The 15,139-nt window shown below is 45.7% G+C and carries 13 protein-coding genes; 6 read left to right on the forward strand and 7 right to left on the reverse strand.

Annotated elements, in window-relative coordinates; translation table 11 throughout:
- Positions 1 to 66: 66 nt before the first annotated feature.
- The 6 genes from AC3A8L_RS12680 to AC3A8L_RS12705 all read right to left on the reverse strand — a co-directional run bounded on the left by AC3A8L_RS12680 (position 67) and on the right by AC3A8L_RS12705 (position 9,745).
- Positions 67 to 2,634 carry a TonB-dependent receptor plug domain-containing protein gene (locus AC3A8L_RS12680; protein WP_487962631.1) on the reverse strand — a complete coding sequence of 856 codons (2,568 nt, stop codon included), beginning with the start codon at positions 2,632 to 2,634 and terminating at the stop codon, positions 67 to 69.
- Positions 2,635 to 3,057: 423 nt separating this feature from the next.
- Complete coding sequence (locus AC3A8L_RS12685) at positions 3,058 to 4,713, reverse strand: family 16 glycosylhydrolase (RefSeq protein WP_487962632.1); 1,656 nt, start codon at positions 4,711 to 4,713, stop codon at positions 3,058 to 3,060.
- A gap of 329 nt (positions 4,714 to 5,042) precedes the next feature.
- Positions 5,043 to 6,239 (reverse strand): AraC family transcriptional regulator, encoded by a 1,197-nt coding sequence (locus AC3A8L_RS12690; RefSeq protein ID WP_487962633.1) that lies wholly within the window; start codon positions 6,237 to 6,239, stop codon positions 5,043 to 5,045.
- A 239-nt stretch (positions 6,240 to 6,478) separates the two neighbouring features.
- Entirely contained in the window at positions 6,479 to 7,804 is a 1,326-nt protein-coding gene (locus AC3A8L_RS12695) for a DKNYY domain-containing protein (protein WP_487962634.1), read from the reverse strand.
- Between the two features lie 176 nt (positions 7,805 to 7,980).
- Positions 7,981 to 8,730, reverse strand: a complete 750-nt coding sequence (locus AC3A8L_RS12700; RefSeq protein WP_487962635.1) for a TSUP family transporter — start codon at positions 8,728 to 8,730, stop codon at positions 7,981 to 7,983.
- Between the two features lie 70 nt (positions 8,731 to 8,800).
- Positions 8,801 to 9,745, reverse strand: a complete 945-nt coding sequence (locus AC3A8L_RS12705) for a LysR family transcriptional regulator (RefSeq protein ID WP_487962636.1) — start codon at positions 9,743 to 9,745, stop codon at positions 8,801 to 8,803.
- 167 nt (positions 9,746 to 9,912) lie between these two features.
- Between AC3A8L_RS12705 and AC3A8L_RS12710 the strand changes: the two genes are divergently transcribed.
- Positions 9,913 to 10,776, forward strand: a complete 864-nt coding sequence (locus AC3A8L_RS12710; protein ID WP_487962637.1) for an NAD(P)-dependent oxidoreductase — start codon at positions 9,913 to 9,915, stop codon at positions 10,774 to 10,776.
- A 218-nt stretch (positions 10,777 to 10,994) separates the two neighbouring features.
- Here AC3A8L_RS12710 and AC3A8L_RS12715 read toward each other — a convergent pair whose 3' ends face one another.
- On the reverse strand, positions 10,995 to 11,528 hold the full coding sequence (locus AC3A8L_RS12715; protein WP_487962638.1) for a hypothetical protein: 534 nt from the start codon (positions 11,526 to 11,528) through the stop codon (positions 10,995 to 10,997).
- Between the two features lie 274 nt (positions 11,529 to 11,802).
- On the opposite strand from AC3A8L_RS12715, the gene AC3A8L_RS12720 reads away from it, so the two are divergent.
- From AC3A8L_RS12720 to AC3A8L_RS12740, 5 genes are all read left to right on the forward strand, one after another.
- Complete coding sequence (locus AC3A8L_RS12720) at positions 11,803 to 12,603, forward strand: delta-class carbonic anhydrase (protein ID WP_487962639.1); 801 nt, start codon at positions 11,803 to 11,805, stop codon at positions 12,601 to 12,603.
- A gap of 256 nt (positions 12,604 to 12,859) precedes the next feature.
- Positions 12,860 to 13,030: a hypothetical protein gene (locus AC3A8L_RS12725; protein WP_487962640.1), complete on the forward strand. Its 171-nt coding sequence runs from the start codon at positions 12,860 to 12,862 to the stop codon at positions 13,028 to 13,030.
- A gap of 143 nt (positions 13,031 to 13,173) precedes the next feature.
- A complete protein-coding gene (locus tag AC3A8L_RS12730; protein ID WP_487962641.1) occupies positions 13,174 to 13,473 on the forward strand; it encodes a DUF1330 domain-containing protein in 300 nt (99 codons plus the stop codon).
- A 136-nt stretch (positions 13,474 to 13,609) separates the two neighbouring features.
- Complete coding sequence (locus AC3A8L_RS12735) at positions 13,610 to 14,650, forward strand: DUF4062 domain-containing protein (protein WP_487962642.1); 1,041 nt, start codon at positions 13,610 to 13,612, stop codon at positions 14,648 to 14,650.
- 58 nt (positions 14,651 to 14,708) lie between these two features.
- A complete protein-coding gene (locus AC3A8L_RS12740; protein WP_487962643.1) occupies positions 14,709 to 15,002 on the forward strand; it encodes a hypothetical protein in 294 nt (97 codons plus the stop codon).
- Positions 15,003 to 15,139 lie beyond the last annotated feature (137 nt).

Genomic DNA, 15,139 nt, shown 5'->3' on the forward strand with positions numbered 1-15,139 from the left:
CTATAGAAGCAGCGAAGCGATACTGGGCCAAAAGTTAATGCAACGTTAGGGTCTAGGGTCTAGTGGCTAGAAGCTATAAGAAATCCCTGCGTAGAAATAAGCGCCATTAAAACCAAAGGGGGCTGAGCGTCTGGAGTAGGTGAAAACTCCAGGGCTATCGACGATGATATCGCCGCTTGGGCCATTTTCTAGCGTACCTGTGCGCGAGTTACCAATTGTATTTTCATCCGGCGTTACATCAAAAATGTTATTTCCACCGATATTTAAACCAATGCCGTTTTCAAAGTCGTAGTGTAGCGAAAGGTCTGTGAGTGTTTCTGCGCTGTATGTTTGGCGTTTTCCGTCGGTAATTGTGTATTCTCCATAGCGGTTAAATGAAAGAGCGGCTGAAAAATTACCTTGTGCGTAATTACTGCTAAAGTTGATGCGATCTTTAGGTTGCCACTCTTCAATAATGGAAATATCTTGCTCACTAAAAATTTCAGAGGCAGCAACGTCCGCTATGGGGGTGAATAATTCCACCACTTCCGTTTCGGTAAAGTTGGCCGAAAACGATAAGTCTAAAGAACCGTCGCCGATTTCAATATTGCTATAGGTGGCCACAAAGTCTACGCCCGATGTTTCTGTATCGGCGCCATTAAGAAAAAATTGCGCTTGATCGGCGCCAACGGCATTCATTCCCCTATCAAGAGTTCCTGATAGCCCTTTATTCAGCCCCTTACTGATAACAATTCTATCTTCAATATCGATTTGGTAGTAGTCGACTGTTAATGTGAGTGAGTCTATCGGTTCTAGAATAAAACCAATGCTTAAATTCTGGGATTCCTCTTCTTTAAGCTCGGGTATGCCAGCCGCTTCGGCTAGAGGGCTGTCATTCCTAAAAGTGCCGCGTTGCACGGCGATTTGCGGGCCAGTTGTGTCTGCAGGGTTGGTAACAAATTGCGTACCTACATTATTAAAATAAAGCTGCTGCATGGAGGGGGCTCTAAAGCCTGTGCTCGCGGCACCGCGAATGCGGAATATATCGGTGATGGCCCAGTTGGCGGCTAGTTTGTAATTAACGGTATCGCCAAAATCATCGAAGCTGTCGTAGCGCAGTGCGCCAGAAACCAATAAATTATCGGTAATGTCGTATTCGGTATCCACGTATAGCGACATAACATTGCGGCTTTCAGATACCGCCGAAACAGGGCTGATGCCGGGAAACCCCTGGATGCCCACATCGCCATTTGCTGCGTAAAGGTTTTGACCGTTTACGGTATCGTAATCGCGGTAGGCGTATTCGTCGCCGGGGGTTACTTGGTAATTATCTTTACGTAACTCGGCACCGGCGGCAAAACCCAAGTCGCCAATTTTTTGGGTGTAGTCAATATTCAGCGTGGTTAAGTCTAGTTCCAGCGCGTAAGCGTTCGCCTCGCGCGGCACGGTGGTACGTATTTCTTCGTCACTTAAACCGTGGCCATAGCGTAGAGTGTTGACGTAAGAACCATTGACGGAATCAAGGGTGTCGTAATCGATGCTGTTTTTACCGTAGGTATACGAAACATCCAGAGTACCCTCATTCGCTAATTCAATTTTGTAGCCGGCATCGACAGAAACATCAATAATCACAGAATCAATTTTAGGTAAAAAACCATCGACAATAACGGCATCGCCATCACTCAGTTGCGGATTACCACCGCTATTCCCAGGGTGGCGGAAAAAGGCGGCGGATTCATTGGCGCGATTAGAGTAGGTGAAAAACCCGTAAGCCTCACCATTACCAAAACCTTTTTTGGCATTTAATGCAAAACCGACTTGCTGTGAATCGGCATCGCCAATTCGAAAGGTAGTGCGGTTGGCGGTGACTTCCCTCGGGTCGCCGGCTTCATGGATCCCATTGCTATCGCTATCTTCACAAGGTGTGCTGTATAAACAAGAGCCATGAAGACCCGCGCGATTAGTATGGCCGCGATCGCGGAAATTCGCTGTGAAGTTTACAAAACCATCATCACCTAGCTCGAAACCTTTATTGACATCAATATTCAGTGTTTCTCCATCACCTTCAGTGTATTGGCCATAGCTTAGGTTGATCTTGCCCTCGGTAGACTCTTTAAGCACGATATTAATAACGCCAGCAATGGCATCTGAACCGTATTGCGCTGCGGCGCCATCACGCAATACTTCAATGCGCTGAATGGATGCGGCAGGGATGGCATTTAAGTCTGTGCCTGCGGTGCCGCGACCTACAGAGGTATTAATGTGTATTAAAGAGGATTGATGGCGACGCTTACCGTTGATTAATACCAGCGTCTGGTCTGGTCCTAGTCCACGTAATGTGGCTGGCCTTAAGGCATCAGTGCCATCGCTAATGCTGGAGCTGGGGAAATTAAATGACGGCGCCAGTGATTGCAGCATTCGGCCGAGCTCTGTGTGCCCCGTATTTTCTAAATCTTCAGTGGTTAATGTATCAACGGGCACAGGCAGCTCGGTACCACTGCGGCCGGGCATTCTTGAGCCAATACCGACGACTAATACCTCTTCAATATCGAGCTGGCTTTCTTGTGCGTAAGCCGCCGGGTACATGGCCGAAAATATCGCCAGTGATAATGTACTGGCGATAAATCGAGGTTTTGATTTGCATGTCATCATCATTTAACGATTCCTTTACTGTAATGGTATACACGGTAAGCATCGGTAGAAGACGATAGTGCTTACCGCATGGCATAGTTTTTCATTTTAATTTAACAAGTTACTATGCTTGTGGTGTATCCACAATCCTATGCGTAGTGTAAGGGTGAGGTTTTAGGCAGCTAATTACGTTGGTATTAAAAACAAGTATTTATTGGTGACAGCTTGCAATATTTTATGACTTTTAATAGTGTTTAAAATATGTGCTGTAGAGCGTGTGAAGGGGAGTGTGTTGGTGTGGGGTTGGGGCGGGTAGTGGATTGATCTGTGCTGGGGAATGATTTTTAGGGATTCCCTTTATATATTTTAGTGCAATGGGTCTGCGAGAAATAGGCCACCGTTATTTATTGATCAATATAAATAACGGTGGCCTGCTAAGCGTGAATCTTATTTGGTAACAGTGACGTTATCCACTTGTAAGACTACGCCCGATTGATTCGTCGCAAGTGGCGAAATCACAAATGGCGCATTCACTTTACTGGTGTCTAAACCGGCAGTGGCTAATTCGCTAAGGGCAATTTTATAGTGTGTCCATGTGTTTAATACGGGGTAGCCAATATTGTAATTACCCGAGCTACAGGGCCATACGCAATCGGCACGGAAGCTTAGGTCATCTTTTACTGCGCGTGGGTCGGCAGTAACGCGTAAATCAAACTCAATAAAGTTAAAGCCGCTTAAGTTTGCTGTAGCGCTGGATTGGTAAAAACCAATACCGCTATTGGTAGTGTAAGTTACTTCGCCTACGGTACCGTAGGCTCCGCCGGCATCTACAACTTGGTAGCCCACATTACCTTCGGCACTGTAAACGCCCCACACATAGGGCGGTGTTGTTGCGCCGTTAAAAATGGCAATACTTTCGCCGCTGGTATCAATGGGTTCCGGTGGCGTTACACCAGCGTTATCATCGAAGTCGTCGTCGCGGCTTGCGCAGCCTTTACCGGTTTCAACGTCTTTGGTGCACTGGTAAATACGCACGTAGTCGATCTGCATTTCTTGCGGAAAGGCCGATTCATCAATGCCTGTATCGTTAACTTGGCCGGCCCAATTACCGCCAACAGCAAGGTTGAGTAAAAGGTGGAAGCGTTGATTGAAGGGAGCGTTAGGTTCGTCTAAGGCTGCTGCCGAATACCAGCCTGCACTTTTTTGTGTAGCGTAGTGGTCACCATCAACATACCAGCGCACTTCGCCTTCCTCCCATTCCACGGTGTATTCGTGGAAATCGTCTGCGGGGTCGCCTTCGCCCGGCAAGACATATTCGGTGCCGGAGTAAACGTTGTTGGGCCAGTTATCACCGTAGTGCAGTGTGCCGTGAATGCGATTTTCGCCACCCACTTTTAAGTTAACGGCTTCCATAATATCGATTTCGCCAGAGCTAGCCCAGCCGCCAAAGACCCAGTCGGTGGGTAGCATCCAAATGGCTGGCCAGGTGCCTTGGCCTGCGGGCAGTTTGGCGCGTACTTCAAAGCGACCGTACTTCCAATCGCCCTTGAGTGCAGAGCGTAAACGGCCCGAAGTGTAGGTGCCGTTGCCGGAAGTGTCGTTGGGATCGTAGTTGTCGGCATCGTCATGAATCGCAGGGCCGGTCGCGTTTTCACGGATGGCTTTTAAGTGAAGAATGTCGCCATCCACCCAGACGTTGTCGGGGTCTTCAACATAGCATTGTGCTTCGGCATTACCGCCGCCATAGCAGTTCTTCTCATAGCTCCATTTGGTTTTGTCCACTTCATTGGTCGAGAATTCATCGTTCCACACCATGCAGTAGCCGGATGCTAATGGGTCGGCAATACAGGCGGTGCTGGCCGGCGTACTGCTGGCCGCAGAGCTATTGGCGATACTGCTAATGCTGGAAGCCGCTTCGCTGCTGCTCACGGTTTCGCTACTGCTGCTAACCGCCGGGCTAGAGCTGATGGCGGCAGAGCTTTCGCTCATCGCGGTGGAGCTAGTATTGCCGCCTCCGCTGCAGCCAACGCCAACGGCGAGCGCTAATGCAGAGGTTGATAACAAGCGAGTGGTGGTCGATACATCAAGTAATTTTTTATTCATTCTTCTAGACTCGATAGCAGTGTGATAGATGGCGAAGCCCTCGTGGTGAGGTGCATCACGTTGGCAGTGCTAATTTTGCCGTGTGCTGCCGACCCTTTCGCCCCAGAATACAGGTTTTCATTTACTGACACGTGCCGGCACCCGCTGTAGGCGCCAAGTGGCACGCCCAAGTGACCAATACGAATAAAAAGTGTGACTCAGGTTGCCCCTTATCGGCATGCGGCGCGAGACGCTGAAGTGAAGAGTGACGTGCTTCCCATTCTGAAGAGGAGCTCTAAATTTGGACGCGAAAGGCTACGAGCGGCGTAAAGTAGGACGCGTTACTGGCACTAAGATTCGTCATTTTGAGTGCGAAATTGCGTGGGGGTCATTTGAGTGTACTTCTTGAAAAACCGGTTAAACGCCGATTTACTGCTAAACCCGGCTTGATCCATAACCTCAAGCATGGGCAGCGTGGCTTGCGTAATTAGCAGCTTCTTGGCGCGCTCGACTCGGTAGTAGTTGATAAATTCAAAGAAGTTTTGCTGATAGTGGTGGTTGATTACGCGGGAAACTTGTCGCGGTGTACACGCTATTTTACTGGCCAATTGATCCAGCGTTACCTCTGGGTCTAAGTAGAATTCGTCTTGCTCTATAGCGCGGCTAACGGCTTCAATATGGCGCTGCAGGGGTTCGTCTGAGGTGGGGCGTTTGGAGCTTGGGTCGGCTTCGGGGGTAGGTGTATCTACAGGGGCATCGGGTTCTTCTTGGGGGGAGGCTATGCCTTGCACAATGTTGGAGTGTATCAGGCTGAAAATCACCAGCACATTGGCGAAGATAAACTTAAAATAGTTTCCCATTAGGCCGATGGTGTTGGGAAGATTGCCGAGCGCCAATTGGTGTGAAAGCTGCGCGCAGAGCTCCCAGAAAAACAAGAATAGAAAGCCGCTGATTAATATTTGTAGCCACGAACGGCTGACTTTATCGAGGTTCGAATGGCTGTGCAGAATTTGGGTTTTATAGCGAACCAGCAGTTTGTAGCTCAGTATGCCGTAGCTTAATATGGAGAGGTGCTGGGCAATCAGTAAACCCCGATACAGCGTATTTTTGTAATACACATCGTAGTTATGAATGCCGGCGAGTAATGCGTCTTCGCCAAGGGAAAACAGTATAGCGAGCAAGTAAAAAGGGAATATGGCCAGCGGCGCAAAGTGCCAGGCGGTTTGTAGGCTAAATTTGAAGTCGGTATAAATGACCGACCGAGTGTACAAGTAGAGTAAAGGCCCTTGCATTAATAGGCCGAACTTAAAGATAAAAAACAGTGCGCCTGCGTTATTGAAATAAACAGATTTGAACGGGCTCGCCCAGTAAATTAACGTATCAAGGGCTGCGAGGGCAAATACCAAGACAAAAAGCGCAAGCAAGACATTACTGCTTCTTTTACCCCTTCGTACACACAGTAAAATACAACTGAAGACTAAACAGTTAAAGGTGACTAACCATAGGGCAATGTCGTTAAAGTTAAATAGGACGAGGTGAGTAGCCATATGCGTAATGTATTTTTTGCTGAAACAAGTTGTTGTTAATGGTACCGGTTCGCGCGGGAATGTCCATGGTTTGGGTATTCTTAATATGAGTGATTGGCGGATACCTAGCTATTATAGTCGCCTCATTTAAGTCTCACGATTTATTGCGGTTCTTAGGGGGCGCTACCACGTTTAATCAAACCTTCGCCTAGGCGGGACTTTCTTATTCCCTATTCAGGCCCCCGATTCTTGCCTCGCCCCTAATCTGTGTGATGCGCTAAGTGATATTCGCCGTCGTCGTTCTTTTTGGCGTAAAGCCGATCTGTTAGCGTGAAGGACTTAGGGTCGGCATTTGCAACACGATGCTCTCGCCAAAAGACGTTGTTTTTATCTCGAGAAAAATCATCGGAGACTGAGTCAAAGCTATCGGGGTCTGCGTTTATAATTTCATGGTTAGTATAAAAAACACGATCTTTTATCAAGGTATACACAGAGTATTTATTATCGACTTTAATATCTTGCGGGCGGGTATCCTTTAAGCGACCTTGACTGGTAAATACTTGATCTTTGTAGGCATTGAAATAGTGGGTAATACTGCTCACTTCTTCGCTCGGTACCATTAAGAGTTCGCGGTCATTAATGACGAGCGGCTGCCATCGGTAAATTTTTGATCGCTCTATAGCTTTAGAGGCAGTCCATTCCGATGGGGTTTCGCCAACTATGCGCCGTTGTTCGTAATAAACAAATTGCCCATCTTTTGCGAAGCTATTATGCAGTATTCTAAAAGTCTCTGGGTTTGAGTTATAAACAGGCTTGTTGAAGTAATACGCGATATTACGATCCAGGGTGAAATAGACGGAGAGTATGTTAAAAGAGGGGGCGTCAACGCCTTCAAGGTTAACGCCATTATAATAAACGGATTGGTGATCCTTCGAATATTTCTCGTTAATCAATACGAAGGTCGAGGGGCTGGCATCGAGTATATGGCCTTCTCGATAAATGGTATCAGCCATTCGAAGGTATTGCGTCTGCTCTGTGTCTATGGGTGAAATATCACCGTTAATGGGAATGGTAATAGCTGACGAATAATACAGGTTATTAGCATCCCGAAAATAAAGCCCCCACAGTGCTTGGATGGTATCGGGGCTTGCTCCCACTATAAGGTCATCCATGTAATAGACAGACTCTGGCGTTTTGAGTAGGTAGCTAGATGGGTATTTATCGGGTTTTAAGTTTGAAGCAAAAAAGGCGGGAACCGCGGCGACTTGAGCAGGATTGAGGTTATCAATTTTATTATCTAGAAAATAAACATGATTTTTATCGCGAGTATAGGTGTTATCAAGTACTTCAAAAGTCTCTGGGTCTGCGCCTTCGATGGGCCTTCCTCCAATGCTAAAAAAGTTACCGCTCATTACATAAATAACGGAACCTTTTTGAAAGTAAAACTGATTACTTTTAACGCTATTGACTGCGGTGGCGTTATGTATCTTGGGGGAGTTAAAAACACAGCCTATTAATAGGCTGAATGTCACTAGGATTGCAGGTAATACAATAATCGCAATGATAATCCATAATACAATTTTCATCGGGCATTCCTTGGCTTATCGCGGTGGTCGATAATGGTGAATAGGGTGAGGTGGTGTTGTACACGTTTGTGGTACTGGATGCAACGGGGAAAGCGTTTTGTAAAGGTTGGATCAACCCCTTAGAGAGAAAGCATTAGTGGATAATGTGTTTTTCTCGTCCATTGCATGCCTCGACCTTAAAGCCACCAGACTTTGAGTAAGCCCAGTAAGCTAATCAGTGCGAGCACAAAGCCGATAACCCGCTTAAATAAAATGGTGTTTTGTAAAATATATTCATGGGCTTTTAGCCCTACAAAATGTCCAATCGCAGCTACTGGCAATAACAAAATGGCGGTTTGCCATTGTAGGTCAACACCAATGGCCAAAAAAACAGAAAGTTTTAAGCTTACAATCACAAACCAAGTCACAAATAAGGTGTTACGCAATAACGGTGCACTTACATTACTTATGAAAACGGCTGCGATAAGTGGGGCGCCGGTTAAAGAGGTGCCCGCGACATACCCACCTATGGCGAGTAAGCTATGGTCTAGGAGTTGACCACGGCTTTTAATGGCAATATCAAACAGCCACAAGAGCGAATAACATAATGCAACGCCATAAATGAAACTGAGTAACCAATGGGTTGGCAGCGTAATTAAGCCGGCAATGCCGATTAACGTAAAAGGCAAGATGACCAGCATGGCCTTTTTAAGGTAAGCCGTATCGACTTTATGGATGCGTGTACGCAAGGTTAGCGCTGAAAAAAACAATAAGTGCAAGCCAATAATAGGCATCCAGAAGATAGCTTGATCGTGTACAAAAAGTAATAGCGGTAAACCCAGTGCTGCGCCGCCAAAGCCTAGACCACTACGCACAAATCCAGTCCAAATAAATAATAGTCCAATAGTCATTATTTGGTAAAAACTAAAATTCTGTAAGATGTCCATGAATACTCATTGATGACTAAAGCGCGAGGCGCGTAAAGATTAAAAATATTTGGTGTTAATCAGGGATACATTAATCGTATTGATTATGTATTTCTCGTGAGTGTTCGACGGGCCGCAGCATTGGGTCTGCTGAAAATTCCGATGCTAGGTAATCAATCATTTCGCGTACCTTTGGTGCTAAATAATGTCGAGAGGGGTAAACCGCGCTAATGGGTTGAGGCTGTGGCTCACAATCTTGCAGTAGTGCCACTAAAGCCCCGCTTTCAAATTCGTTATCGATAAAATGCCAAATGGGTACATAGCCAATTCCTAGTCCTTGAATAATGGCGGCCCGAACGCCTTCTGTACAGTTTGCGGTGTATCGACCTTTAATGGGAATGTTGGTGGCGCCTTGAGACGTGTTGAAGCGCCAATTGGCTCCTGCACTTAACCGGCTATACACAATACATTCGTGCTTGCGAAGGTCTTCTGGTGTTTGCGGAATACCAGCCCGCGCCAGATAGGCTTTACTGGCTACAACAACCCGGCGGGTTGTACCTATTTGGCGAACTACCATGTTTGGGTCTGGGACTTCTCCGATTCTGATGGATAAATCTATCCCTTCTTGGATCAAATCGTTGAACTGGTCGTTCATGTGTAAATCAACAGTAACATCGGGGTGTGCCGCCATAAAATTAGATAAGCGAGGAATAATATGTAAGCGCCCGAAAACGACCGCACAAGACATTCGCAGTGTGCCGCTAGGTTTACCTTTACGTTTGCCGACAGAGCCTTCGGCTTCCTTCAGAGTTTCTAAGCTTTGTACTGCGTGTTGGTAAAAGGTGTGGCCGTCATCCGTTAGGGATAGGGCGCGAGTGGTGCGGTGAAATAGCCGACAGCCTAAATGTTTTTCAAGTGTGGCAACTTGGCGTGAGATCGTAGGTTGTGAGCTGTTGTGCTCGCAGGCGACAGCCGAAAACGAGCCAGCTTCCACTACGCGTACAAAGGTCTTTATTTGGGAGACTAAATCAGACATTCAATATATTCATATTGTGAATAAATGCTATGCAATATAGCCAACTTATTAAGCCTTAACAAATGAATCATAGTGTTACCGGTTGGGTAGCGCGCGGTATTACCCGCTGTAACAGGCGCGCATTATTAGATGTGTGCCATTGATGATTTTATTGTTAGGAGAATTCTATGAGTAATGTGGCATTTTTAGGTTTGGGGCAAATGGGGGCTAGGATGTGCAAGCACCTGCTCGACGCTGGGCACTGTGTATCGGTGTGGAATAGAAGTGCTGCTAAGGCTGAAAGCCTTATTCAGTCCGGAGCAATACTCGCTCATTCCCCGAGATTGGCGGTAGCGCAGGCTGATGTTGTCTTTTCGATGGTACGCGATGATAACGCCTCTACGAATGTTTGGCTGGATGAGAGTCTTGGTGCGCTAGCGGGGATGAAGGCGGACGCTTTGGCGGTTGAGTGCTCGACGGTTTCGGTGCATCACTTTTCGGCCTTAAGTCGAGCTTTTGAGGCCGAAGGGCGACAGATCATAGGTGCACCAGTAGCGGGATCTTTACCGCAGGCCGAGCAACAAAAGTTAATCTTTTTAGTGGGCGCTACCGCAGCGCAGCTCGATATTGCTCGACCTTTATTCCTTGCAATGGGGGGAGCTATTCATCATGTGGGGTTGGGCGGTAGTGGCGTAGTGTTGAAGTTAATGGTTAATACGTTATTGGGTGTACAGGTTTCGTTGTTGGCTGAACTATTAGGGTTTTGTGAAAAACTTGATTTAAGCCCCGTAGCTGCAATAGATATCCTTAGCCAAATTCCTGTAGTTAGCCCCGCCTTAGCGCAGGCGGCACAAGGCATGTTGGCGAAGAGCTTTGCTCCAAATTTTCCAATAGATTTAGTGAAAAAAGATTTCAATCTGTTATTGGCGGACGCTGAGAAAGTCAATGCTGATATGCCTATAGCGAAGAATACACGCGCAGTATTTGACGCTTGCTCTGATCGTGGCTTTGCTGGCGATAATATTACGGGTGTGTATAAACTGTATTTGTAAAATAGGGAAAGAATTACAAATCGTGTGGCGTATTGTCTAGCGATTAATTTTTTATGGATTATGTGGCAGCGGCTGATATCGAAATGCCGCGTTTTTGTAGCAGGTTAGGTTGTACTGGAGGGTTAAATAAAGCTCAACCTCTATTATTAGAAACCTTAGGTGCTAGGAAGAATAGCTTTATGCAGGACGGGCAGCATAACTATTCTTCCTACATGATATTACCCTACGCGGGCCTCTAAAAATTCTTTGCGCAGTGCGTAAATATAGTGGCGGCTGGCGTCGCTGTGGCCTTCGATGTAATCCACACTTTTGCCTTTTTTAAGCAACTTAAGCACTTGGGCGCGTTTAAGCGGTTCGCCATTGCGAGAGGTGTAGGGTTTGCGCTTTTGGCCGCGCATAGACTCGCCACGTTTTTTGTAATTCTCGGCCAGTGCTTTTTTGGTGAATAGCGTAAGGCCATTGTTGCGGCAGTAGCGTGCTAGATTGCGGGGGTCCATGCCCATATCCTTTGCGACATCCTTTAAAAGCTCGCCACTGTTAATGCGCTTTTTAACCACTTTTACGCGCTCGGGCGTATAGGTTGTGGGTATTTTCCCTCGAGGGCCGGGCACGCTAATTTCTAAGGCGCTGCAAATGCGATACCAGCGATTGGAGCTAATACCTTCTTCAGCCAGTGCCTCATAGAGGTATTTACCACTTTTTAGCATTGCTTTAACACGTTTTACAGTCGCCTTGTCGCCAGTAATACTCATACTTAATCCTCGCCATCTTGTGCAATAACTAAAGCATAGACAATCATTGGAAAACGACAGTAAAAAAATGGAATGCGGTGCAATTAACGGATAAGTGGAATGGATGGATTCGATTGAGCGCTTTTGTGGGTGGCCTTTATTACCGAGTGTGGTACTGATGGACTATAGGTAACTTGTAATGTTATAACGGCGTGGAATGAAATTAGCCATAGAGGCTAAATGTTTGCCTGTTATGTCATCGTTAATACGCACTAAAATGATTGGGAATACTCATATGAAATCGCTTATTTTTATCGCTGCCGCTGGTTTGTCGCTGTCTTTACCGCTTTATGCCGCGGGCCCCAAAAATAGCTTGCCTCCTACTAATAAGGCGTGTGAAGGCTTTGGGCCGCAAACCCCACGTGATATCGATAATGTAAAAGGTGCTAACGGCGTTACTTTCAGCGTGGCGCCACCTGCTGCGAATATGAATTTGTGCAATATACATTTCCACGAAAACGCAGAGCACAAAGCCGAGGCCTTCTCTATTTATGCGGGGGCTGGGCATAATGGTTATGATTCGGGATACCAGTGCAAGCTGAGTAAAACGCTGAGTAAAAAAGAGCTGGCGCCTACCGTGGGAAAAATCTGTGAGGGTGAGCATGGTGATCTAGTGCCCGGCGATACCATTGAGGTTCATTGGGTGCATTCAAGTTGTGATATTGAGCCTGGCCCAACATTGAATTCGTGTTTTTCTAGCGCATGTGCAAACCCAGATTTACGGGTAGAAACGCAGGTGTTCACGTTAGTGAATGATGCGAAAGCGCTCAATTTTAATGAATTGCAAAGTGCGCAAAATTTACCGACTAACACCGGCACGCCGGTTGAATTTTTAGGTTCAACTACAGGCCCCTCTTATAGTGAGGCGGTTTGCTCGCCTTATCAGGTAACTTGGAGTGTACGCCCTCAGTGTGCCAAACTCGATATTACGTCGGTGGGCGAGTGGTGCAAATCGAATGTCTTTAATGAAGACCATGCCCATGGCGTCCGCAAGCTGGTCGTAAATCCTAAGCTATTGTCGAAAATTAAAAAATAAAGAGGCGATATTTTTTGGGGTGGGAGTGTATTAAGCGGCTTGGGTATATAGCTTGTTGTTCTAGGTATGAACTGTTGATAGCCTGCGGTAATAAGGCGGCGGGGGCACCTGGCACTACGGTGTCGGCATTCACCGCTGGGGCCCGCTGTGAATGCTTCCCTGTAAGCTCTGCATAAACGTCCTTTTTATGACGGCCCAGAGGTGAATGCCGACACCTTGAAAGGTAGGGCTTCCGTTGTGCTGTTGTGGCTATATTTTGAACTTTTGTCGTGGCTGGCACTGCATTCAGATCCAGCTAGGAAAGTTTTGGTTAGCAAACCGAAATACTGTCATCAGCCTAGGGCTTAAAGTCCGTATTGTTGAAGATGGTGCTGAAAAATGCCTAGATGTGGACGCCAGTTTGATGCTGGGAGATGGCTATATTTAGTCATTTAGGTATAGTTGTGGACATAAAGGTCTATATGTAGACATATTCCTATATGTGACCATGAGGGTGAATCAAATGTTATGCGAAAATTAAATTTAGAACGATTGAGAATTAACAGTAAGGAACAAAACTAGGGAGAAGATATGAAGCATCTCGTAATCGTAGAAACTAATATTACCGAGCCTTCTTGGGTGCATGACTACCTGAGTAAAGTAACTCCACTATTGTCAAAATTCTCTGGTAAATACATCACTAGAACTTCATCAATTGAGTTATTGGAGGGGCAGGAAAAGCCGCAATATTCGTTGGTTGCAGAATTTGAAACCAAAGAGGATGCATTGGCGTTCTATACTTCGGATGAATATGCCCCATTTAAAAAGGCACGGCAAAATGGGTCCAGCAGTAAGTTCTTGCTAGTGCCGGTAGAAAATGGAACGGCATAACAAGGCTATCGTAGCGACCACTTTTCCGTCGCTTAAATTTGTGCTTTGATAGCACAAATTAAATCAACTTCAAAGTGGCGCCACATAGCGGCGTTAGCTATTTCACACGGACGAGGTTTTTCAGGAAAATCGCAATATGATTAAAAAATTTCAGGTGTTTGTTAGTTCTACATACGAAGACTTAAAGTCAGAGCGTGATCAAGTAATCAAGGCAATACTGGAAATGGGCCATATACCCGTCGGAATGGAAATGTTTAGCGCTGTCGATGAGGAACAATGGAAAATAATTCAAAGGCAAATAGATGAATCTGATTATTATGTTGTGTTAGCTGCAAATAAGTATGGCTCTGTAGCAGATGATGGTACTAGCTACACTGAAAAGGAATACGACTATGCCGTAAGTCAAGGTGTGCCAGCATTAGGGTTTGTCTTAGATTCAAAGGCAGCATGGCCATCGGATCTTTCTGAGGGTTCAGCGGATAAAAGAGCTGCTCTAGATTCGTTTAAAGATAAAATTAAAAGTAAGTTGGTAAATTTTTGGAATACAAAAGATGATTTACATGCAAAAGTTTCTATATCTTTAATGAAGTCAATGTCTACAAATCCCAGAGTAGGCTGGGTTCGCTCAGATGAGGTTGTTGGTCCTCAATTAGTAAAAGAGTTGACTCGTTTGAGTACAGAAAATGCAAGCTTGCGAAAAGAGCTTGATGCCTTGAAAGATAAAAAAGAACGAGAGTCTAAAGATTCCGATGTAAAGGGCGAGATATTTGATATTCTCAGAAAGAATAAGGTTGATGTCTATGTTGCAAAGCAAGACGACAATGAATGGGGTGAACCTATTGAAGGTACTTTACTGGGAGTATTCCAAGCTATTTCACCAAATCTGCTAGTGGAAAATACATTTGATGAAATCAGCTACGACATCGCATTAAGGTACCTTGGCACTAATTATCGGCAACGATTCCCTGTTCCTACTAATATGGTTAGTCATTGGCTAGCAGACCTCGCTGCTTTAGATCTTGTTGAGCCTTCGGGGAAAAAGCACGCGGTTAGTGATAAAAATGAGTACTGGTGCTTATCTAAAGACGGGCGATCTTTTAATAAAAAACTTAGAAAAATACAGCTGCAAAAAGGGCTGGTAGAAAAAGAGAAACCTAAAGATGAAGACGAAAGCTAACAAAGCATTGCAGCGGACAAGCCGCTGAATGCGGCGTTAAGCTTAAGGAGCAATTGTCATGGAACATGACGTAGTAGATGCGCATCGCGCTATGGATAAAGAAAATAGAATTATTGAACTAGAAAGACAATTTGATAGGCTTCGGCCAAGTGCTTTCAGCGGTATTCTTGGTTTTATGACTGTATGGGCTGTTTTTTTATTTTTTTACTATTTCGAACGGGTTAATGATGAGTCCTACATGTACTTTCTGGTTCTTTCTGTTTGTTTAGGAATTGTAACTGGCGAGAGCTATAGGATTAACAAACGTATTGATGCGCTAGCTAAATTGAATGAATTGATGCGTGATGAATAAGCTTAACAAGCGCAGTCAAGACGATGGCTTTTCCATTGCGGCTTCGCCTCCATTACAAAGCCACGCATGCTGCGGGCGTTAATTGCGACATGAAGTTGCATAAGTATATGTTGTAAGCTGATGTGATTTTCGAGGTT

This window comes from Marinagarivorans sp., assembly GCF_982758155.1.

What these genes read in the sequence shown, in the direction of transcription:
- AC3A8L_RS12690 (WP_487962633.1), bottom strand. Translation starts at nt 6,239, where the DNA reads ATGGCTACTCACCTCGTCCTATTTAACTTTAACGACATTGCCCTATGG.
- AC3A8L_RS12705 (WP_487962636.1), bottom strand. Translation starts at nt 9,745, where the DNA reads ATGTCTGATTTAGTCTCCCAAATAAAGACCTTTGTACGCGTAGTGGAA.
- AC3A8L_RS12740 (WP_487962643.1), top strand. Translation starts at nt 14,709, where the DNA reads ATGGAACATGACGTAGTAGATGCGCATCGCGCTATGGATAAAGAAAAT.
- AC3A8L_RS12680 (WP_487962631.1), bottom strand. Translation starts at nt 2,634, where the DNA reads ATGATGATGACATGCAAATCAAAACCTCGATTTATCGCCAGTACATTA.
- AC3A8L_RS12720 (WP_487962639.1), top strand. Translation starts at nt 11,803, where the DNA reads ATGAAATCGCTTATTTTTATCGCTGCCGCTGGTTTGTCGCTGTCTTTA.
- AC3A8L_RS12715 (WP_487962638.1), bottom strand. Translation starts at nt 11,528, where the DNA reads ATGAGTATTACTGGCGACAAGGCGACTGTAAAACGTGTTAAAGCAATG.
- AC3A8L_RS12700 (WP_487962635.1), bottom strand. Translation starts at nt 8,730, where the DNA reads ATGGACATCTTACAGAATTTTAGTTTTTACCAAATAATGACTATTGGA.
- AC3A8L_RS12685 (WP_487962632.1), bottom strand. Translation starts at nt 4,713, where the DNA reads ATGAATAAAAAATTACTTGATGTATCGACCACCACTCGCTTGTTATCA.
- AC3A8L_RS12730 (WP_487962641.1), top strand. Translation starts at nt 13,174, where the DNA reads ATGAAGCATCTCGTAATCGTAGAAACTAATATTACCGAGCCTTCTTGG.
- AC3A8L_RS12735 (WP_487962642.1), top strand. Translation starts at nt 13,610, where the DNA reads ATGATTAAAAAATTTCAGGTGTTTGTTAGTTCTACATACGAAGACTTA.
- AC3A8L_RS12710 (WP_487962637.1), top strand. Translation starts at nt 9,913, where the DNA reads ATGAGTAATGTGGCATTTTTAGGTTTGGGGCAAATGGGGGCTAGGATG.
- AC3A8L_RS12695 (WP_487962634.1), bottom strand. Translation starts at nt 7,804, where the DNA reads ATGAAAATTGTATTATGGATTATCATTGCGATTATTGTATTACCTGCA.